The organism is Cupriavidus sp. SW-Y-13 (assembly GCF_009793345.1).
Classification (GTDB): domain Bacteria; phylum Pseudomonadota; class Gammaproteobacteria; order Burkholderiales; family Burkholderiaceae; genus Cupriavidus.
The window spans coordinates 448,711-468,221 of record NZ_WHLX01000002.1 but is presented as its reverse complement, the minus strand read 5'-3'; the positions used below and the strand labels follow the sequence as shown (position 1 = coordinate 468,221).

The 19,511-nt window shown below is 65.9% G+C and carries 15 protein-coding genes; all 15 read right to left on the bottom strand.

Annotation, left to right across the window (positions count from 1 at the left end):
• Nucleotides 1–12: 12 nt before the first annotated feature.
• Nucleotides 13–3,243, bottom strand: coding sequence for a contractile injection system tape measure protein (locus GA566_RS17915; protein WP_160473563.1), 3,231 nt, complete (start codon nt 3,241–3,243; stop codon nt 13–15).
• Entirely contained in the window at nt 3,240–5,840 is a 2,601-nt protein-coding gene (locus GA566_RS17910; RefSeq protein WP_160473562.1) for a hypothetical protein, read from the bottom strand. The genes GA566_RS17915 and GA566_RS17910 overlap by 4 nt, the downstream gene beginning before the upstream one ends.
• Nucleotides 5,837–6,667, bottom strand: coding sequence for a hypothetical protein (locus tag GA566_RS17905; RefSeq protein WP_160473561.1), 831 nt, complete (start codon nt 6,665–6,667; stop codon nt 5,837–5,839). Before GA566_RS17905 ends, GA566_RS17910 begins: the two co-directional genes overlap by 4 nt.
• Nucleotides 6,657–10,775 (bottom strand): hypothetical protein, encoded by a 4,119-nt coding sequence (locus tag GA566_RS17900; protein WP_160473560.1) that lies wholly within the window; start codon nt 10,773–10,775, stop codon nt 6,657–6,659. The genes GA566_RS17905 and GA566_RS17900 overlap by 11 nt, the downstream gene beginning before the upstream one ends.
• A 6-nt stretch (nt 10,776–10,781) precedes the next feature.
• Entirely contained in the window at nt 10,782–11,192 is a 411-nt protein-coding gene (locus GA566_RS17895; protein WP_160473559.1) for a GPW/gp25 family protein, read from the bottom strand.
• A gap of 2 nt (nt 11,193–11,194) precedes the next feature.
• Nucleotides 11,195–11,494 carry a PAAR domain-containing protein gene (locus tag GA566_RS17890; RefSeq protein WP_160473558.1) on the bottom strand — a complete coding sequence of 100 codons (300 nt, stop codon included), beginning with the start codon at nt 11,492–11,494 and terminating at the stop codon, nt 11,195–11,197.
• 9 nt (nt 11,495–11,503) lie between these two features.
• Nucleotides 11,504–13,291 carry a type VI secretion system tip protein VgrG gene (gene vgrG, locus GA566_RS17885; RefSeq protein WP_160473557.1) on the bottom strand — a complete coding sequence of 596 codons (1,788 nt, stop codon included), beginning with the start codon at nt 13,289–13,291 and terminating at the stop codon, nt 11,504–11,506.
• Between the two features lie 2 nt (nt 13,292–13,293).
• Nucleotides 13,294–13,995 (bottom strand): peptidoglycan-binding protein, encoded by a 702-nt coding sequence (locus GA566_RS17880; RefSeq protein WP_160473556.1) that lies wholly within the window; start codon nt 13,993–13,995, stop codon nt 13,294–13,296.
• On the bottom strand, nt 13,996–14,223 hold the full coding sequence (locus GA566_RS17875) for a hypothetical protein (RefSeq protein WP_160473555.1): 228 nt from the start codon (nt 14,221–14,223) through the stop codon (nt 13,996–13,998). It lies immediately after the preceding gene.
• A 3-nt stretch (nt 14,224–14,226) separates the two neighbouring features.
• Nucleotides 14,227–14,703, bottom strand: coding sequence for a phage tail protein (locus tag GA566_RS17870; RefSeq protein ID WP_160473554.1), 477 nt, complete (start codon nt 14,701–14,703; stop codon nt 14,227–14,229).
• A gap of 1 nt (nt 14,704) precedes the next feature.
• Entirely contained in the window at nt 14,705–15,163 is a 459-nt protein-coding gene (locus GA566_RS17865; protein WP_160473553.1) for a phage tail protein, read from the bottom strand.
• 41 nt (nt 15,164–15,204) lie between these two features.
• A complete protein-coding gene (locus GA566_RS17860) occupies nt 15,205–16,761 on the bottom strand; it encodes a phage tail sheath C-terminal domain-containing protein (protein ID WP_160473552.1) in 1,557 nt (518 codons plus the stop codon).
• Between the two features lie 21 nt (nt 16,762–16,782).
• A complete protein-coding gene (locus tag GA566_RS17855; RefSeq protein WP_160473551.1) occupies nt 16,783–17,490 on the bottom strand; it encodes a hypothetical protein in 708 nt (235 codons plus the stop codon).
• A gap of 12 nt (nt 17,491–17,502) precedes the next feature.
• Nucleotides 17,503–18,126, bottom strand: coding sequence for a DUF4255 domain-containing protein (locus GA566_RS17850; protein ID WP_255459407.1), 624 nt, complete (start codon nt 18,124–18,126; stop codon nt 17,503–17,505).
• 97 nt (nt 18,127–18,223) lie between these two features.
• Nucleotides 18,224–19,066 carry a CPBP family intramembrane glutamic endopeptidase gene (locus GA566_RS17845; protein ID WP_160473549.1) on the bottom strand — a complete coding sequence of 281 codons (843 nt, stop codon included), beginning with the start codon at nt 19,064–19,066 and terminating at the stop codon, nt 18,224–18,226.
• Nucleotides 19,067–19,511 lie beyond the last annotated feature (445 nt).

Genomic DNA, 19,511 nt, shown 5'->3' with positions numbered 1-19,511 from the left:
GGATTCCCGGATTCAGCGCCAGTCGACATAGAGCACCTCCCGCATCCAGGGCAGCTTGATGGTGCCGAAGGACCACGGCAGGCGGTCCAGCAGCATGTCGAAGGCCCCCGTCTTCAGCACCAGCCGCCAATGCATGCCGCCTTCCGTATGCTCGCGCGCAAGCCGGCCTTCGCGCTGCAGGAAGGTCTGGCGCAACCCGTCGCGCGAGGTCTTGCCGAGCGCGGTCCAGTGCGCTACCACCGCGTCCAGCAGACTGTCGAGCACTGCAATCGTGGCGTCGTCCAGCGCGTCGTCCAGATCGCCCGCAGCGTCGCCGCCCAAGGGTGCGGACTGCGCCATGCCGCAGAGCAACTTCGGCAATACGCATTCGGCCTCGCTGGCCCCGTCATGCCCTTCCGCCAGATACGCCAGACAGCGCACCGCGCGCGAGGCGGCCGCCGCGTCGCGAAACGCGTTGCCTTCCAGCAAGTTCAGCATGGCGAACAGCCGCTGGGTGTAGGTGGCCAGCAGCACGAGGCCGCCATTGTCGATGTAGTGCGGATCGTCTGCGGACATGGTGTGCATGGGAAAAGACTGCCGGGACGCTGCGGCGCCGATGGCCGGCGGCGCGGCTGTTCCGCCGGGCTGAAGCGCGCTGATCCCGCGCATGGGCTGGCGCACCTCCCATTGTTCTGCGGGGCTGGGAGCGCGGTTGAGGATCCGTGCGGCGGCCCGCGATATCGCCGTGCCGGCCAACGAGAGCCAGCGCCACGGCGCCAGGGCCGCCGCGACGCGGGCGAGCCATTGACGCAACGGGGCGCTCCGCGTGGCGTGGGCAGGCTGCGCCAACGCGGCCGCAGCTTCGCCCGACGCCATGCCGGCGGTCTGCTCCCGGCAAAGGTGGATCGCATAGCGCCGCGCGAGCATGGCGGGCGCGATCGGCAGATCCGCCGCAAACACGTGCCCCGTCAGGAACTGCCAATGGCTGCGCTGGCGTTCACCCGCCGTCCGCTTGGGCAGCAATGCGGCCTGCACCGACTGCAGCACATCGCTGGTCCGGCGCAGGGTACCGATGTCACGCGGACGCAGGACGGCAAGCAATTCCCAGCGCTGTGCCGGGGCGGTGCGCGCCATCCACGTCGCGCACAGGGATGGTTCGGCGAGCCATTCGCTCAAACGGTTGCGCATGATCCAGTCTCGCCGCACGCGCGGCACTTTCGCAAATGCCGCGAGATGCGACAGGCGACTTTCCAGGGTCGTGACGGTATGCAAGGCTTCCCAGCGAAAATTGCGCGCCGACGGCCGTCTTTCAAAAGGATGCAGCACGGGCGCGGTATGGCCTGGCGCACGGTCAGTCAGTGAGCGCTTCAGCGGCCGCTTCGGGGCCTGCTCGTGCGCAAGCTCGACGGGAGGCTCAAGGCGACGCTCGAAGGGACTTTCGAGGGGGCTTTCGAGGGGACGTTCGGGAGATCGCTTGCGGGGCCGCATCAAAGGCCACCTCGGTGGCTGCCGCTGCGGCCGTGCCGGGCGCACACCAGACGTTCCGCGCTGCCATGCCGCCACCGCCCGCTCCCAGAACCGTTGCCAACCGCGCTGGTCGGTCGGCGCACGCTCTCCCAAAGCCAGTTCACGCAAGGTGTACGCCACCAGCCATGCCTGCAGCGCAGACACTCCCGCACGCCGGCCGCGCCCGGGCCGCGTGCCACGCGACACCGCAGCCAGCGAAAACTGCCTCAACGATTCCGCCCAGTGCGCGCCACGCGTCGCTACCACCGTGGAGGCCAGCGCGAGGGAGGTCTGGGGGATGCCTGACGTGGCGCTGACCTCGAGCTTGTCAGCGGTCTCGGCGGCACCTGCCAGGATCTGCACGATGCGCCAAACCGTGGCAATGCCATGTTGCGGCAACCAGCGCCCGGTCTCGCCACGACGCAACGCGGCGCCTTGCAAGTGGATGCGAAGTTCGTTCGGCACACGCGCATGCAGATCGTCGATCAGCACCTGCAGAGCGTGCCCGCGCAATGGCGCACTGCCATCGAGCGCGGCCCCAAGCCGACGCAGTGCAGCCTCGACCGGGCGCTCGCCGCGCGCTGGTGCGATGGTCGGCGTAGTGTCGGCCACAGCGGCATACGCTACACGCGCAGGGTTCACCACCGAAACAGCATCGTTCGCCGGCAGGGCGCGCGCTGTGTATGACGTATCCAGATGCGTTCGATCATCTGCCGGTGCCGTACGCTTCTTCCTTCGCCCAGACCGCTCGACTGCCGCAATCACGCCACCCAGTAGCAGTTGGTCAAGGCGTGGCAGCATGCGCGCCGGTCGCGCCCGGCCGCCTGGAGGGGGATGCCCGCCATCACCATACGCCTCGGCATGCGCGACGGGCTGCAGTGATGGCCGCCACTGCCCGAATCCACCCTGTCCCAGTTGCCGCACCAGCGCAGCACCGAGTTCACGCTGAAGCCGGCGCAACCCATCCGCGCTCAGATTGCCCGCGCGCTGACCCCACAAGAGACGGAACGCCGAGACCCGCCACGCTTGCTGCAACTGCTGTACCTGATAGGCACTGAGACGACCGCGCGCCTGCAAGGGTGCCAGCACCTGCGCGTCGAGCGTGCTCAGGCTGTCCGCCAGCTCGCGATAGCGCACGCCGATCAGGGCTTGCAATCCCTCATGCGGCGTAATGCGGCTAAGCCGCGCGAGAACGTAGTCGCCTGGCTGCAACCGCTGCAGCATCGACCACAGCCGCGGCCCGATGCGGCGTGCCAGCAGCGCGAGCCATGCGGACAACGCCCGTCCCGCCATGGGGCTATGCGACCAGGGCAGATGGCCTCGCTGGAGATAAAACAGGAAGTGTTCCAGCGCCTGGTGGTCTGCCGGTCGCGGGGCGGTCGCGGACGCAACGTTCCCTCCGGTCCCAATGACCCGCTGGGCCCAATCGGTCAAACTGGCCCCGCCGCTCGCACGACGCGCCCGGGTCAGTGTCTCCACCAGTTGCGCCTCCAGTACGGCGGCCCACTGGCTCTCGCCGGCGTCTTCCGCCAGCGGGCCAGTATCGATCTCCAGCCGATCGATGCGCCAGTGCTCGCCAGGCGGAGACAACCGTGTGAACACCCGTGCGATCACCTCGCGTCCACGGCCGTTGAGAAAGCGGCTCAGGCGCGCCTGATAGGCGTGCGCGGCCTCTCGCTCCATGGCGCCAACGCTGGTCCACGACAGCGTCTCGATGGCATGTCCGGTTACGTGCGGCAGGCGCAGCGGTGCATTCATCGCGCGTCTCCGCGCCGTGACGCGCTCAACCGATGGCGCATGGCCGCGGCACAGGTATCGAGATGCGCCACGACGGCGGCGTCATCGGGCGCATTGGCCTGTGCCTGCCGTGCACGCAGCCATGCTTCGAAATCCAGTTCGAATGCAGCCAGATCTGCCGCGTCGAGCCAATGGACATGCGGCATGAGGTGCGCGGGACAACCGAGCGCGATGGTCTCCTCCGCGAGATCGCGGAAGCTCTGGACCGCGCCACGCGCTGTCCAGCCAGGCAGGATCACGCTGAGCCGATGAGGGTAGAAGTCAGCCGGCACGTCCGCTTCGGATGGCGCATCGCCGAACGGCCGCAAGAGGATATGCTCGACCAGATGCAGGCCCTCGGACTCGCGTTGCAGGCGGCAGGCAAACTCGTGAAGATAGAGGGCAGGCGCCAGCACGCCGCCCGGCCCTTCCCTCACCGCGAGCGGCCACCAGGCACCGTGTTCGTCGGGTCCAAGCCAGAGCTGCGGCGCGCCATCCCCGCCTGCACCCTGGTGATAGCGCCCGCCGTGCGCGGCACACCGCAGCAACGCGCCGGGCCAGCTCTGCGGCGCGAGATCGGTGAAGTAATACGCGAGACGATCCGCCACCTGACCGAGTTCCGTATCCTCGGCATAGTGTTCGGCGATGCGCGTGCGCAGCGGCGCACCCATCGTCAGCGCTTCCAGATCGGACGGTGGCTCGGTGGCATTGCGCCGGGTATGGGCATGGGCATCGTCGATACGCATGCCAAGCGCCGACAGTCCGCCTGCGAGCAACCGGCTATGGGTCTGCGTGAAACCAAGCAGCAGTCCGATGCGTTCCTGCAGCGGCGCGGTATTGCCGCGCCGGCCCAACGATGGCCGGCTATAGTCGAATGCACCCGCGCGGTCCCGCGTATGGCGCACGATGCGCTGCACGAAGCGCCGCTTGCATTCGTACAGATGCGCTTGCCAGCCCGCGGCATCGAAGTAGTAGCCAAAGCCCTGGATGCTGTGCTGGTCGCAATGTTCACCGTGCAACGCGAGGAGCAGGTCGAGCACGCGACTGCGGCGCTCCAGCGCGTCGTCACCCGCTGCCAGCGCACGGGCTGTCTCATCGCCCGGCTCGGCACAGACCCCGGCCAGGCCCGGCACCTGCGCCGGGCCCAGCGGCTCCCACCAGTAGCTGCTGTCCGGCTGCGGCGCCAGGCTGAACAGCTCGCGCAGATGCTGTAGTTGCGCGTTGCCATGCGCCATCCACTGTTCGAGCAATGCCAGATAAGCGCCGAACTGCGCCTGGCGTTCGGCATCGGCAAGCGGCGCCGAGTGGGCCTCACGGTACAGCGGCGGAAGGTGGTGCCAGGTGGACAGGTAGGGGATCTCCGGCACGTAGTGGCCGGACGGCCGAGGCAGCAGTTGACCCGCATAGGCGCGTGTGCGTGGCGGAACGCTGGCGATACGCGCCGCCTGCCGTGCATCGGCCAGTTGCGCCACCAGTTCACGCGCATCGAGATGGATACGGCTGCCACGCCGGCTGACGGTCCAGCCCGACAATGCCGCTTCCGTCTCCGGCCAGCGCAACTGCAGCGCCCAGTCTTCGCCCTGCCATTGCAGGCTGTCGGCACCGTCGTCGTCATGATCGTCGCCTGTTCCCGCATCGCTTGCTTCTTGCAGCACGAGCCGCAGGTCGCTGATATCGGCAATGCCGTCGATCTGGCTCAATGCGCGCGCCAGGTCGCTGAAATACAGGCGGCTGTCCCGCCGCGCGGACGCATCGGCGGCGTCGCGCCGCAGGTCCTCCTCGGCAATCCAGCCGCATTGCAGTGACGGGCCTTCGAACAACCGGCTCGTGCCTAGTGGCCGCCCGAACGCGTCGCGCTGCGCCAGACGCGCCTGCACCGGTCGTCGCGGGGGCGCCGCGCTGACCAGCCGCGCACAGCGCTGCACCAGTTCCACCAGGATGTCATTGAGGTCGCGCGGCCCTTCCACGCTCATCTGTATCTGCAACGCGCACCAGCGCGGGCGCAACACCTGTGCCAGCGTCGCGATGTCCTCGCCCAGGTTGCGCTGCGCACGATAGGCGCGGGCCGTATCGCGTGCTGCGGCAACATCATCGCCATCGTGTACGCGCAGGGCCATGCGCCATAGCCCGTCGTGGTCCGGCATGGTGAGGCGCAACTGATGCACTGCCGGCACGCGATCGAGCAGGTAGCGCATCAGGTCGAGATCGGTGGTGGGCCGGCACGGCAGCGCGTCTTCCACACCGTGGAGGGCGTGACGCCGATAGTGAATGCGGCCATCGGGCGCGGTCAGCAGGTCCGCGATCTCGGCGTCGGCGCCAAACACGTTCTCGGTGATCGTGTAGCACAGCGCCTCGAGCAGCGTGACTCCGGGGTCGTGATAGTTGTAGTCGGTCCACCACTCACCACTCAATGCCTGCGTCAGCGCAATGCCGTGCTGCCGCAGGTCCGGATAGCTGAACGGCGGGTCGTCGCTCAGGCGCTCGATGGTGGCGCTGTCGGCAGCGGGCTCCAGCGGCGACGGCAGGGCCGTCGGCACTACCGACGCGGTAGGCGAGGCGCGACGCAGCAGGATGCTCATGACTGGCCCTCGCTCATGTGGGGATCGAACCAGAGCTGGGTGACCTGCGCCTGGATGTGCACGCCGCTGCCGAAATCGCAGCCGCTCCGGATCTGCAACCGGTAGCGCGCATTGCGGCCGCTGGTGCCGTTCCAGCGCAGTTCGAGCCGGTCGCAGCGCCGGCTATAGAAGCCATGGGTACTGCGGATGCCACGCTTGCGGTTGAAGAAGTCGAACAGGCCGAGCGTCGGGTTGTACGTATTCATCGCAATCGCATGCACCAGGCCAAAACGCCCCTTGCCGCGCTGCCCCGCGCCCGCCACCACTTCGAGCGCCTGACACCCTTCAAGGTCGTCGGTCAGGTCCTGCCACTCACCGTTGGCCAGCAGCGGCAGGGCGTGCTGGCGTGCGAGCGCGCCCTGCCGCCCCGTGGCGCGCACCACGCCGGCCACGTCGAGGGTCGCGCGCGGATTCTCTGTCCCCACGCCAATGCGCCGGTCCTGGTCCAGGCACAGCACGGCTGGCGGCAATGCCTGCGCCTGCCCCGCGCCGGTATCGGCACCAGCCCCGTTCGCCAATGGGCTGGTGCGGCCCTGCACCAGCAGTTCGTCGTTGGCACCCAGCCCGAAGCGCCATGCCGGCCGCTCCGGGTCCTGATCGCGGAAGAAGCTGACCAGCGCGTCGTGGCCGAGCGGCGAGTACACCTCGAAGCCATGCTCGACGGTCTTGCGAAAGCCCTCGTCGCTCATGTTGAGCATGGAGTCGATCAGATCGGCGAAATGGTCCTCGTTTGGCAGCGCGCCTTCGCGGAAATAGCGCTTGAGGGATTCTCGGTTCCTACTGGTCATCACGCACCTGCGCGGAAGGGTTCGGCGCGGCGCGGCCGACAATGAACGTGCTGCCAACCTCCAGCCGCCGGATACCGGTGACGTGCGGCACCAGCGGGCCGATGTCGTCGTGCAGCTCCAGCAGGTGACGGCGCGTCGGCAACAGCAGGCTCCACGGCTGCGCGGGTCGCAACGTACGCGCTTCGCCCCGGATCGTGTGCGTGGCGGTGTCATGCAGCACGTTGAACTGGCGGTCGTTGCGCACGATATGGAGCATCGACAGCTTGCCCACCGCATCCACGCCGGGCTGGGCGCGCAGGAATGCCTCGAGCGTGTCGGCCCGCACGCTCCAGTCGAAATCGGCGCCGATGCCATCGGCGTGCCAAGGCGACAGGTATTCGACGAGCGCCTGGTTCAATTGGCGCAACATGGCGCCGGGATGGCTGCCTGATACCAGTCGCAGGATGCAGCGCACCTGCGCGCGCTCATAGGCGGCATTGCGCACCAGCACGCGTGCCCCTGCCGGCGCGCAAGCCTGCAAGTGCGCGCGCATCGCTTCGAGCAGCGCAGCATCGAAGCGCGGCGCCTCGGTGCTGCGGAACAGCTCGCCCGGTTGCGGATGCGGTACCACGGCGAGCAGGACCTGCCCGGGCAGATTGGCCAGATGCTGGTGGCGCCGGCCGGCGGGGTCGATCAGCGTGGCCTCGTGGTGGGCGAAGCACCGGGCCTTGAACACCTCCGGAAACGCGTCGAGCAGCAGGCGCTCGTAGTCCCAGCGCGTCACCGCGCGCAGCTTGTGACGCAGTCGCTCAGCCCCGCGCATGCGCACTGCCTCGGGCCGGTCCGCCGCGCGCCACCCGTCCGCCGGCCCCACCTGCACCACCGCACGCAAGCCGGGCACACGCTCGCCGGGCATGTTGATGGTGCCCGGCGGCACCGCGATCGGGGCCTGGTCACCCTCCGGCAGAACCGTGCGCGTTGCCGTGATGGCCTGTGCATGCACGCCGTAGAGACCAGCCAGCTGCGTGAACCCCCAGTCCGCGCCGAGCCGCAGCCAGTAGCACGCTCCCGGTAGCGAAGCACAATTGGCGGTCATGCCGGCCGGAAGATTCAACTGCACGATGCCGGAGCGCAGCAATCCCTGGGTGCCGTCGGACAGCACCATATGCGGTGCCAGCGGCTGCCAGTGGCCATCCTGCCAAGTGGCCCAATGCAGTTCCGGCACGGCATCGCCCCAGCGCTCCGCAGCCTCCTCGCGGCGCAGATGGAAGAACAGGCTGAGCGTGCCCTGCAGATCGTCTCCACTCAGGCCAATGAAGAGATTGCCGTCGCCAGCATGGCGCGGCAGCAGGCCCGGCGGCTGTCCGTGCTGCGGCACCATCGCAGCGATGCCGTACGGGTACAGGTGATAGGCACGCTGCAACAGGCTTTGGTCCGCGTCGCTGCCGTCGCCGGGTACAAGGCGGATATCCTGGGTTGACTGGTAATGCAGGGCCAGCCCTTGCAGCGTCGGCGTATACGGCTCGCGCGGCAGCGCCGCAGGACGCTTGAGCTTCGTGTTGCGGGTGAGCGTGGTACTCAGCAACGTGGGGTAGAGTCCATGGCCGAAGGCCGTGGGCGGCTCGGCCAGATCGAGCCGGAAGAATCCGTTGCGGCTGCCCAGTCCGTACAGGAACGGCTGTGCCGCCGGCCGCGGTGGCGTGGCGCGATGGAGCCGGCGCAGCGCGGCGCCCGGAAACACCAGGCGGTGCTCGCGCAGCAGGCGCTCGCGTCCATGCACGGTGGAGAACATCGGCAACAACGCCTCGTTGCCGTTACGCCACTGACCGTCCGTCAGCACCGCCGTGCCGAGCCGGAAACCGCTTGCCCGCCAGTCACCCGGATAGCGCGCGTAATGCTCGGGAAAACCGCCGGGAAGGTCCGGCAGGTTGGCCCAGTTGAAGGAGAGATGCAGCAGTTGCAAGGGCTTGCATGCGAGTTCCTGGCTTCCAAAGAGCAGATAGCTGCCGGGCGTGGGCGTCGGTCCGAAAGGCAGGAACGGCTTGGACGGATCGAGCCGTCCAAGCTGGTTGTAGAGCACCACGTCACGCAGGTCATCCACGTTGACCGTGAGGTTGATCTCGCTCAGCGCGTATTGGCCGAGCAGGCTGAACGCGTACAGCCTGCCGCGCGTCTGCACCGCCATTTGCAGCATGGCCTGCGCCGGCCATTGCCCACCGTGTACCGTCGATATGCACGGCACGACCGGAGGCTGGTCGGCGCCAAGGCGAAGCACGAGCTCCATCCCACCGCCCCAGGTATCGGAAGCCGGCGCGCGCCGATGCGTGAATACCTTGTCGACCGTCAGCCATCCGGTGGCCGTGCTCAGCCGGGCCTGCCATACGCTGGCGAAGACGCGCTCGAAGATCAGGTCACGTTCGGGCAGCGCGGCCTCCGCGCCGGGATTGAGCGGCGGATAGATCAGGATCAGCGGATCGTCGATCTCGACCCGCGGCTCGTCACGGATATCGGCCGTGCCCTCGCCGGCACCATCCTGGCCGCGCAGCGCAGCCGCATGCGCGCGCAACGCCAGCAGGTCCACCAGCCGCAACTGCTCGTCGCCGGCCACCATCCATACCGCGAAGAGTCGGCCGAGACGTTCGGCAAACACGGCGGCATCGTCGCAAGCCAGGCACGCTGCCACCAGAAAGGCGAGTTGCACATCGGCCTCGAATGCGGGCGCGCGCTTCCATGCCGCCTGTGCAAGCGTCTCGGGGTCGAGCGCAGGGGCCGCCCCGCCCGGCCGTGGCCGCCCGGGAAAATGCTGCGTCTCATAGGCAGCATAGGCACGGAAGGCTTCCGTGAGCCATGCAACGTCACGTTGCGCGCGCGACGTACGCAGTGCGCGCACCAGCGACTCGTCGTTGGCCGCCGGGTGCGCAAACTGCAGGCGGATACGGATTTCGCGCGTACCCTCCTTCAACCGCAACAGCGGCGAGGCCAGCGCGAAGCCCAGCAAGGCGTCCTGCGCCAGCGACGCGGAGCCGCGTACCGTCCCGCCGAGCAAGGGCCACCACGCGGGACGATCCACATAGGCGGCGTCCGGCGCCTGCAGCGGCAACTGCTCGACCTTGAGCCGGGTAGCAAAATCGAACTCTCGTTCGGGAGAAATCAGCGGATCGCGCTCCACCCGTTGCGTGCAGAGCGCCACCACGCGCGTACCGGTCAGTGCCAACGGTCCGTCGGCAGCAAAGGTCAGCACCTGGCCCTGCGCGTCCTTGCCGCCCACGAACCGCGTGCCCGCCGCGATCGGTACGATCCCCTTGTGACGCGGCTCCCGCTCCAGCAACAGATGCACATGCTCGGGCAAACCGGGGCGCGGCGCCAGTCGCAGGACATCGCGATAGTAGAAATCGATCAGCCGCTCCGGAAAGCGGTTGAGTGGCGCACGGCTGTACTGGAACAACTGAAGCGTGGCCAGCAGCAGGCCCATGGCCGGCTCATGACGGCCGCCACCCAGGCTGCGCTCGAACAGGGCCTGCGCCTGCGGCTGCAACCGTTGAATCGCCAGCGTCAGTGCCAGCCAGGCACGGCGCAGCCATTGCCGGCGTGCGCGCCGGTCGTCCGGCGCAGGCGCACCCGTCAGCGGCGTCACGCGCGCAGCGCTGTCGGGGCGCAACCACACCGGATGCAGTGGCGCATCGTCAGCACCGCCGCCAGGCAAACCGAATGCCGCGCGCCCCGCGGTGACCACTCCCGCGAGTCCCTGCTCGATCTGCGCGAGCAACGCCTCGCCCAGCGCGGATCCGGCTACACCCTCTCGTCCGGCCAGCCACCAGCACCACCCATCGTAGGTACGCACCAGGCGCCAGATGCGCGCCCACAGCGCGGCCTCGCCCTCGCGATCCAGGGCCGCGACAAATTCCTGCTCAAGCCGTGGTAGCGGAAATGTCGCCACTTCGGCCAGCACCACGCTCTCGTCCTGGCGCAGCGCGGTGTCCCAGCGGTCAGCACCGGCACCGAACCTCAGGCTGGCGGCCTGCGCGAGCGTGATGCGCACGCGTTCGGCCAGGCCGATCTCGTCCGGCAGCACATGGTCGGGGCGCAGCGTATCGGCCAGCCGCTCGTCTTGTCGGGTCCCGTTGGACATGCAGGCTCAGTAGGTGGCAACCGGCGATGTCGCCTGGTCGAGATACAGCGGATAGACGAGGTTGTGCCGCGTATTGGTTGTCCGCACGATGTAATGCAGACGGAAATCGACCCGCCCTTCCAGCGTCAGCAACGTCGTGTCGATACGGTCCAGCAGGATGCGTGGCTCGAAGAACAGGATGGCCTTGCGGATCATCTCCTTGAGCTCGGTCAGCGTGCTCTCGTTGAGCGTCTCGAACACCGCGCGACGCACCGCACAGCCGTAGGTGGGCTGCATCACGCGCTCGCCCGGATGGGTCCGCAGCAGAATGCGCAGGCTCTCTTCGATATCGTCCACACCCGCCACCATGCCCACCTGGCGCGTGCGCGGATCGAACTGCAATGGAAACTGCCAGCCCCGGCCCAGAAACGGACTCATCGTCAGCCTCCGATCAGCACGGTGGGCAGGCCCAGCACGATAGCGCCGCCATGCGCCGTCGCGTCGCCGATGCGCGCGGCGGGCCGGCCACCGATCAGTACCGTGGCCGAGCCCTGGACGATCACGTCCGGCGGACCCACGCACACCGCGTTGTCGCCGACCACGGCGGCAGGGAGCTTGCCGATCAGCACGGTGGGCACGCCGGGCCCGATGACCGGACCGCCCACATGCGGAATGGGCGGCAGGCCCGGGGTCTGCATCGGGCAGGTGTGCAAGTCCGTCAGGCGTGCGGCGGGTGGCATCTCGTTCCCTCAGTTGATCATGACCAGGGCGCCCTGCACCGTAGTCTGCCCTGCAGCGGACAGCTCCGCAGTAGCGGCGCCCTTGCCGACAAAGCCCACCTGGGCTTCGCAGTTGATGTTCAGGCCAGACGCCTTGACGTCCGCCTGCGCGGTCATCTCGATTGCCAGGCTCGCGGTCATCTTGATATTGCCTTGCGCATTGAGCGTGATGTCGTACGGGCTATCGCAGGCAATACCGCTTTCCGACAGCTTGATGCTGTTGTTGTGCTGGTCCTGGATCAGGATCGACTTGGCGGTATCGTCCAGCACCACCTTGTTGTGGCCTGGCGTGGTGACCGTGATGATCTTGTTTTCCTCGTCGAACTCGATCACATGCTTTGCGCGCGTGACGATCGCCTTGGTATTGTTGGCCGCCTCGATGGCGTAGGGCGGCTTGTGGCTGCCGCTATAGACCGCTCCCAGCACCACCGGGTGGCACGGATCGTCGTTGAGGTAGCCGACGATCACCTCGTCGTCCACCTCCGGCAGGAAGAAGGCGCCGAAGCCGTTCGACGCATAGCCCTGGATCAGGCGCGCCCATACCGGCTCGGTCTCGGCCTGCATGACCGGCAGCTTGATCTGGATGCGCTGCGCATCGAGCGGATCGCCATCGAGCTTGACCACCACGCCGATCTGCAGCCCCGATACGCCAGGCAGCAGGCCCGACGCCCGCGGCGCCTCCACATCGTCGCGGCGGGCGTGCCACTGCGGCTCCATGCCGAATTCCACGTCGGAATGCCAGAAGCCGCTCACCAGCGCGTGCTCCACGGCGGTCACAAACACTTTGCCCGCGAACCGCGTGCCCACGCCCGAGACCGCGACGATCGCGCCAGGCTTGGCCAGCGCCGTCCCCATGCAGCGCAGATGGCCGCGAATCCGCGCGAGTTCCGCCTTGGTCTGTGTTGCCTTGGCCCACGTGGTCAGGGAATCCGCCACCTGTGTGGTCGACGATTGCAACCCGAACGTGGCGGGGCTTGCCACGGCGGCCAGCGTGGCACCCGTCAGGTTGCCTTGTCCGCTCAGTGCACCGGGCTTGGCCGCGCTACCCTGCACGACCTTCTGCTGCGACGGATCCCACGCGGTGGCCAGCGCCTCGGTGTACTGCATGCGCGCGTCGATGTCGGCGCTGAACTCGTAGAGATCGCGTCCCCACTTGATGCCGAACACCGGCTCGCCACTGGCATCGGGCGGCGCCACCGTGACCGCGCCGTCCTCCACATTCACCAGCATGCCGTTGAATTCGGCGCGCGCGAGCAGGAAATCCCAATCGCTGCTGTAGTACTGCACAAGTTCGCCGTAGCTGACGCTGGTGGATGTGACCGTGGCATCGAGTCCGTGCGACGACAGCAGCGTGGCCATCACGTCGCTATCGGTCTGGTCGACATAGTTGGCGTTGCGGCGGCCGCTCGTCATCCTTGTGGCCACGTCCCGGCACTCGATGGTCAGGCGCGAATCGTTCTGGCCGTCTATCTTGACGCCAAAGCGCACCACGATGCCGCTGAAGATCTGCGTCTCGTCGTCGCCATAGCCCGCGCTGATGGCGATCTTGGCGCCGGGGATAAAGACCGACTGGTCCGCGCGCTTGAACTTGCCGGTGGGCATGTCGCCGTCGCGGATCACCACCTCGGCCCACGGAATGCGGTTGAATGCATGCCGCACCGTAATGCCGAGTAGCGGCAGGTTCTGGTACTTGGTGCCGTCGGCCTTCACCGTCACGCGCAGCACACCCTCGGCATCGATCGTCGGGTAGTCAGCCATGGTTACTCCAGCGGCGGGAAATGGAGTTCCATACCCGGTGTCAGCGAACGGAACTGGCGCAGCCCGTTGTAGCGGGCCACCGCCGTGTAGTAGCGGCCGTCGCCGTAGATCTTCTCGCACAACAGCGGCAGCGTATCGCCATCGCGCACAAGTACGAGGTGACTGAGGTCGGGCGAACTTGTTCCGGCCTCGAGTTCGGCCTGCTTGTTGCTGGTGTACGAATCGAACGCGAGCGCCGCCGTGGCGCGCAGCGGCGAGCCGCTCGGGCGGAACAGCGTGTAGTCGACGCTGAAGCTCGTGAGGCGTCCCTGGAACAGCAGCTTGCCCCAGATGATCTGTACGATGCTGGGCTCATGAACGACTCCCTTGTACGCGTAGATCACCTTGCTCAGCGACTGGAGCTGATCCTCCACTTCGACCGGCATCGTGCTGTCCTTGGGGCGCGGTACCACGCCCGACCCGTCGAACACCGGCGAAAACGACAGCTTGCCCGGCTGCATATGGCTGAACTTGCGTCCCGATCCCGTATCGCCCATCGGTTTGCGCTGCACGAAGCAGGTGCGGCGCTCGTGCTTCATCTGCGACGGATTGATGAGCAGCGAGATCGACGTGCCGGGCCCATCCTGTTGCGAGATGGTGCCGTCATCGGCCTCGGTGCAGGCGACGATCTTGAGTGGCGTAAGCGCGGCCGATGCATCCGTCATCTAGCGCTCCCGCAGCGAGGCCATCTGCACGCGTAGCGTGCGCAGCAGATTGCGCGCCTCGCGATGCTTGTTGCTGGCGTTCTCATCCGCCGCACAGCAGTTGTCGCCCTCGTCCGAGTTGTCGGTGTCGGAGTTGGTGTTGCCACCGGCGCTGGCCGATTGCGCGGAAGTACCGGCGTTGCCGCTCAGTTCGGAGCGGATCACCATTTGTCGGATCTCTAGCGTCATGTCTCACATCTCCCGCACGCAGTTGAGATAGGCGAATTCGATGGTTTCGATCGTCACCTCGTTCCTGGTGGAATTGAGGTCATCCACGCTCCAGCGCACCGGGTACGCTGACGCGAAGGTCCAGCCGCGAATCTTCACGCCGGTCTCATCCAGCAGGTACACCTTCACGTCCTGGATCTCGATGGGCTGGGTCATGCCGTTTTCCAGGGTGTCCTTGCACCAGCCCACCAATGGCGACTTGTCGTTGGCCACGCCGCGCTTCATGACCAGCTTCTCCTGGCGCACGCCCTTGGGCAGCTTGTAGACAAACGCGTTCTGGCCACCCGCCTGCACGTCCTCGGTCTCCATGGTCACGCCCATGCCGGAGACCTCCTGGAACGAGCAGTCGGCGCCCTGGCCGAAACGCGTGAATTCCACCTGGAACGAGAACGACACCGGCATGAAGATGCTGGTGCCATCGCGCGATTTCTCGAATTCCATGCTAGCTGTTGGCGATGGTCAGCCCTTCGTGCGCGATCTCGATGGTCTCGACGGCCACTTCATTGCCCTGCGCCTTCAGGTCCGTGCCGGTGATCTTGGCCGGCCACGCGTTGTTGAGCGTCCAGACCATGGTGGGGCTACCGGACTCGTCGAGCAGGCTGATGATCACCGGCACCCGCTTGATGGTGTTCATCTTGATCTGGTTGAACCAGTCCCAGAACTTGTTGTCGGCCTTGAACACGCCCTTCTTCATGGTCACGTTGCCGAACTTCTTCAGCCCCGGCATCTTGACCGTGGAGAACACCGGGCTGTCGCCCTGGCGGTATTCGATCTGCTGGGCTTCCATATCGAGGCCCGAAACCTCCTCGAACGACATCACCGTGGAATCCCACTTGACCTGGAAATGAAACTTCGGAAGCGGCCAAACTTCCTTCGATTGTGCGGAACCGTCATCTGCCATGACACTTCTCCCTAGTTACGCCGTCAAAAATGGAAAGTCCGTCAGGATTTCTGCATCTGCTGCTGGAACGTGATCTCGATGAACTCGGCGGGCCGCACCATGGCCACCAGCACCGTCACGCGCAGGATGCCCTCCAGGATGTCGTCGGGGGTCATCGTCTCGCCCAGTCCCACGTGCACGCTGAAGGCGTCCTCGGGTACGGCACCGGCCAATCCGCCGCGGCGCCAGATACTGGTCAGGAAGTTCTGGATCATGCTTCGGATGGTGACCCACGTATTCGCCACGTTGGGCTCGAACACCAGCGCCTTGGCGGCCAGCCGGCACGATTCCTCAAGCATGATCATGGTGCGGCGCACGTTGATGTAGCGCCAGTCCAGGCTGTTGCCGTCGAGCGTGCGCGCTCCCCAGACCAGCACGCCCTCGCCGATAAAGCTGCGGATCGCGTTGATCGACTTGCCCTGCGTCGTAACGTTGAGTTCTTCCTGGTCGGCGGACGAGATCGACACAGACGGCGACACCACCCCCGCCAGGCTCACATTGGCAGGCGCCTTCCAGACGCCACGCGTGTTGTCCACCATCGTGTAGATGCCAGCCATGGCCGAACTCGGCGGCAGCAGGTTGAGCTGGTACTTGACTTCGCCGAGGATGGTGTTGAACAGCGGGCTGATCGACTGCAGCGTCTTGTTCAGCAGCACCTTGTGCGTCAGGATCGCATCGTCGGACAGCGGCGGCGTGGCCGTGCTCCAGTCCTTCGAGATATCGGCAATCGCGCCGGACTGATCGCGCACCTTGGGCGGCGCGTCGTCGGGGAGGTTATCCGGCAGGCCAAGGTCCGCGCGCAGCAACTGCGCCAGTACGTCCGGGTTGGCGATGTTCTCGTAGCTGATGTCCTTGTCGCCGGTGACGGTGGTATTGAGCCACGGGTAGTAGGCCGCCGCGAAGTCGAGGAAGTTGATGCCAAGCGCGTTGCGGAACTCCGCCACCGGATCGCCGGCCGGGTCAGTACGCGGCTTGTCGCCACCCCAGATGTCCAGGATCGCCACCCGGTTGCGCATCTTGTCGCCGCAATGGGCCAGCATGGCTTGCTGCAGATCGATGCAGACGTCCTTCTTGAACTTGATGGCCTCGGGAATCACGAGCATGGTCGGCTCCTGCTCCTTCAGCAGTTCCTCCACACCCGCCTTGAACTTGTCGGGGTCGAGGTCCTCGTCATAGCCGCCGACCGACACGATGTAGCACGGGCCGCCGCCGTTCTGGAAGAAGTGGCGCAGCGCGGAGTACAGCAGGTAGCCGCCGCCATCCTTGCCTTCCGGCATGGCCAGCACGTAGTCCTTGCCGGCCACGCGGAACGCCGCGAGTGCCGACGGGTCCGTCTTCTCGGCAATGGCGAAGCGCGGAAACGGCGCATAGCCGAAGTACTGGTGGTACTCGGCCATCGAGCTGATGCGCCACGGCTTCATGGCGAGCGGCTTGTTTCGATTGTCGGCAATCTGCGTATGGCCCACGAATGCCGGTACCGCGGTTGCCACCTCCACCACGGAGTTGGGGAAGGCGTTCTTTTCTACGATATAGACGCCAGGCGTCTTCATTGCACCCATGTAAAACTCCCGATGAAAAGGTTAGCGATTGACAAAGATCTCCGATACATCGCGGAGCACACCATCGACGACTTCCCGACGCAGACCCGCTGGCGCGGCCAGCGGCAGGCGTGGCACCAGCAGGCGCCCGGCCGGTCCCGTGCCGCGCCGCAACTGAAACCGGTGTCCCGGCCGCTCTGCGAGCGCAAGCGGCGCACACGCGCGGAACACCACGGCGGTATCGCCATTCGGCAAGGTCTCTTTCTCCGGACCGGTGAACGAGACGCCATCCGCCGCATCCACCACCGCCAGTTCGTCACCCCACGCACCCAGCAGCAGGTACTTCCAGATCGTCTGCCTGACCGGCAATGCCAGGGTCTGCTCGACCGGCGCCGCCTGCAGCCAGGCGTCCTGGTTCGCGCAATCGGGCACCGCCAGCGGCATCACCACGCGAACCGGCGTGCCGAGCGCACGCACATCGGTGTAGTACGCCCACAGCGGATCTGAGGACGCCAGCGTGAACACCAGGCCGCCTTCCGGCCACGACGTCCGCTCCCGCCACAGCGCCTCGCGCCGCGCATCGCTCGCCAGCACGACATAGCGCTGTGCATCGCCGCGCAGCAGCAGGCCGAAGCGGGTCATCAACGCGGCACTGTCCGACTCTGGCCGCAGTTGCAGTCCTGCCGGCCAACCCGCCTCGAAATAGGGATGGCGCACGCTGAGACGGCTGACGATGCGATAGGTGTCCATGATGGTCCGTGCTCACTGGGGCCGCGCGCCCACATCGGGCTGGGTGATCACGGGCTCCCGACGGCGAACGGTGGCGGGGTCCAGGCAGATCAGCCGCACCCGGTACAGCACCGATGGCAGGTAATGGTTGCCATGCACGCCCCAAAGACTGTGCAGGTCGCTCCGGCTCAGGTTTTCGATATTGACCACGAGGCGGTCGATGCGGTCATCGAGTCCGGGTGCGTTCTGGTGATCGAACACCGGCGAACCCTGAAAGAACGTAATGGCTTCGGACAGCAGGCGCAGCGCCTCGGGATAGGCCTGGCCACTGAAGGTGGCCGCGCACATCACCAGAAGATTGAGGAACAACGGTTCCGCGCCGCGCACCGTGCTGGTCTGCACGGCGCCACCGGGCGACACGCGATGGGCCGCGGTATCCCGCTCCACACAGGCCAGGAACAACACCAGCTTGTTGCTCACGAGCGTGACCGCCCCACCGCCAGGCTCCTGGAGGTTGGACACCACGACCATATCCTCCGCAGTGGCAAGACGCCGGCGAAGGTGCTGGTTCAACTGCGTGCAGAGAAGGCCGAGCGCGCTATCTAGCACAAGCGACTCGGGTAGTTGGAGACGACATTCACCGCTCACTCCTGACATCAGCGACCTGCGACGTGGACGATATTGCGCCGCGTACGTCATTTGAGGCCATCAGGAGATTGCTGAAATTCGCTTCGGAATTTCCTAGGAATATGACCTATCCAGGCTGCAGCATTGGATAGGTGAACAGGAAGAAGTGCAGAACGTTCAGGCCAAAGTGAGCCGCGATGGCTGCAGACAACCCACCGAAGCGATAAGTGATGCCGTAGCCGATTCCGGCGAGGGTGCCTAGAGCCATCCACTGCCAGCCACCGGCAGCGTGGGACGCACCGAAGAGAATCGCAGTCGTTCCAATCGCGATTGCACTTTGCCAACGCCAGCCTTGGAGCAGGCGTTGAAGGCCGCCCTGCAAGTACCCCCGGAACAAGGCTTCCTCAGCGAACGTGACCAGGAGCAGGTTGTTAATCAGCCAGATTCCAGAGCTAGCCGGCAATTTTGGCGCCCAGGCTACCGTCCCCAAGATCAGTGCGGCTCCCAGGCAAACCAACGCCGTGGCCATCAAACCTCCCAGCGCCGCGAGAATAGTCTTCCAAAAGGATGTCGAGAGCCTCAACCACGGCACGACAGCGAGTACCCAGACACCAATCAGCGGCTTGTCCAGATTGAGATACATGGTGAAAGGCACGGCGTCCGGGGTGAAGCGAATCGGCCCCAGAGCCTTTACGTTATGAAACCCTGGTAACCAATGCAGGCTGAGTCCGAAAGCCAGAAGGACGAAAAGTAAATGTCCGGCGCATCGAACATAGGCCTTGCTTTGGGTAATTGCATAGCCGCAAAGAAGAAGCCCAACAAGCGAGTCCACTGCGAAGCGGTCTAGCTGTCCGATATAGAAGGCCGTGAGATATCCCCACAACAGCAGGACAAAACCGAGCCGGCGTAATCCGGGGACGAATGTTGTCGGTATCGCCAGAAAAATTGCGGACCAGGGTATGTAAGCCATATTGCAAAACTAGTGGGTGTATTCGAGGCGGGTTCGGGTCAGGGTACGCGTGGAGATCAGCCTCCCTCCCTGTCTTTCGATAGCGAGTGCCATCACGCCAGCGAGCAGAAGCAATGCACCCGTATTGAGGGTCATCAGCACCGTGGTGGCGAGAATGACATGAAGACGCTCCCTGTTTCGTTACTGAACAGGAAGACGAAAGGTGTGCGCTGCGAATGAATAACCGCTAATCCAGTCCCGTGAATGGAATATAACTGTTATGGAACGACGTCTAATAACATACCAGGCATGAGGAAAGGGAATACCGCCGCGCTCTCGAGGCGTGCGCCGACCCGGATTGACACTTCGCGGCGGAAGCTATTCAACTCTCTAGTGGCCAAGGCGTGGATGTTGTCTTTGACGGCTTCAGCGAATGCACCATGTCCGGGAACAACTACATTCGTCG

Bases quoted from the DNA above. Each gene is read 5' to 3' on its own strand.
- GA566_RS17915 (WP_160473563.1), bottom strand. From the start codon at position 3,243: ATGAATGCACCGCTGCGCCTGCCGCACGTAACCGGACATGCCATCGAG.
- GA566_RS17910 (WP_160473562.1), bottom strand. From the start codon at position 5,840: ATGAGCATCCTGCTGCGTCGCGCCTCGCCTACCGCGTCGGTAGTGCCG.
- GA566_RS17905 (WP_160473561.1), bottom strand. From the start codon at position 6,667: ATGACCAGTAGGAACCGAGAATCCCTCAAGCGCTATTTCCGCGAAGGC.
- GA566_RS17900 (WP_160473560.1), bottom strand. From the start codon at position 10,775: ATGTCCAACGGGACCCGACAAGACGAGCGGCTGGCCGATACGCTGCGC.
- GA566_RS17895 (WP_160473559.1), bottom strand. From the start codon at position 11,192: ATGAGTCCGTTTCTGGGCCGGGGCTGGCAGTTTCCATTGCAGTTCGAT.
- GA566_RS17890 (WP_160473558.1), bottom strand. From the start codon at position 11,494: ATGCCACCCGCCGCACGCCTGACGGACTTGCACACCTGCCCGATGCAG.
- vgrG (WP_160473557.1), bottom strand. From the start codon at position 13,291: ATGGCTGACTACCCGACGATCGATGCCGAGGGTGTGCTGCGCGTGACG.
- GA566_RS17880 (WP_160473556.1), bottom strand. From the start codon at position 13,995: ATGACGGATGCATCGGCCGCGCTTACGCCACTCAAGATCGTCGCCTGC.
- GA566_RS17875 (WP_160473555.1), bottom strand. From the start codon at position 14,223: ATGACGCTAGAGATCCGACAAATGGTGATCCGCTCCGAACTGAGCGGC.
- GA566_RS17870 (WP_160473554.1), bottom strand. From the start codon at position 14,703: ATGGAATTCGAGAAATCGCGCGATGGCACCAGCATCTTCATGCCGGTG.
- GA566_RS17865 (WP_160473553.1), bottom strand. From the start codon at position 15,163: ATGGCAGATGACGGTTCCGCACAATCGAAGGAAGTTTGGCCGCTTCCG.
- GA566_RS17860 (WP_160473552.1), bottom strand. From the start codon at position 16,761: ATGGGTGCAATGAAGACGCCTGGCGTCTATATCGTAGAAAAGAACGCC.
- GA566_RS17855 (WP_160473551.1), bottom strand. From the start codon at position 17,490: ATGGACACCTATCGCATCGTCAGCCGTCTCAGCGTGCGCCATCCCTAT.
- GA566_RS17850 (WP_255459407.1), bottom strand. From the start codon at position 18,126: ATGTCAGGAGTGAGCGGTGAATGTCGTCTCCAACTACCCGAGTCGCTT.
- GA566_RS17845 (WP_160473549.1), bottom strand. From the start codon at position 19,066: ATGGCTTACATACCCTGGTCCGCAATTTTTCTGGCGATACCGACAACA.